At 34.0% G+C, this 406-nt stretch carries 1 pseudogene; it reads right to left on the minus strand.

Going from position 1 to position 406, the window contains the following annotated elements:
- Nucleotides 1–387, minus strand: a pseudogene (locus U881_RS11295) (hypothetical protein); the annotation flags it as partial.
- Between the last annotated feature and the right edge of the window lie 19 nt (nucleotides 388–406).

Genomic DNA, 406 nt, shown 5'->3' on the forward strand with positions numbered 1-406 from the left:
ATCGGATTCTAAAGCCTTAAGTTTTTTTTCACGTTCTAACTCAAGCTTCTTAGAATTCTCTGCATTAGTTAGTTTTTCAGTCTCTGTATTTTTCTTAGTTTTATATTCACTTTCAACTTGAGTAAAACGCCTCTGAAATTCTTCACCAGATATTTGCCCCTTGCGTTGAGCCTCTTTTAAAAAATCAATCTCTTTACTATACTGATCATCAAGCTCTGATAATTTTTCTTTTCTCATTGCAATTTCTTTATCAAACCCTTCTTCAAGTCGCATAAGCTCGATCTCACTTCGTTTTTCTAATGCTTCTAAATCTTTGTCTCTCTGTTCTTCTATAGCTTTGATTCTCTCAGCTTCAAAACCTTTAAAAAGTCCCACAGTAAAACTCAAAACAGAAGAAGCCACTGCT

It is taken from the genome of Borrelia persica No12, assembly GCF_000500045.1.
GTDB lineage: Bacteria > Spirochaetota > Spirochaetia > Borreliales > Borreliaceae > Borrelia > Borrelia persica.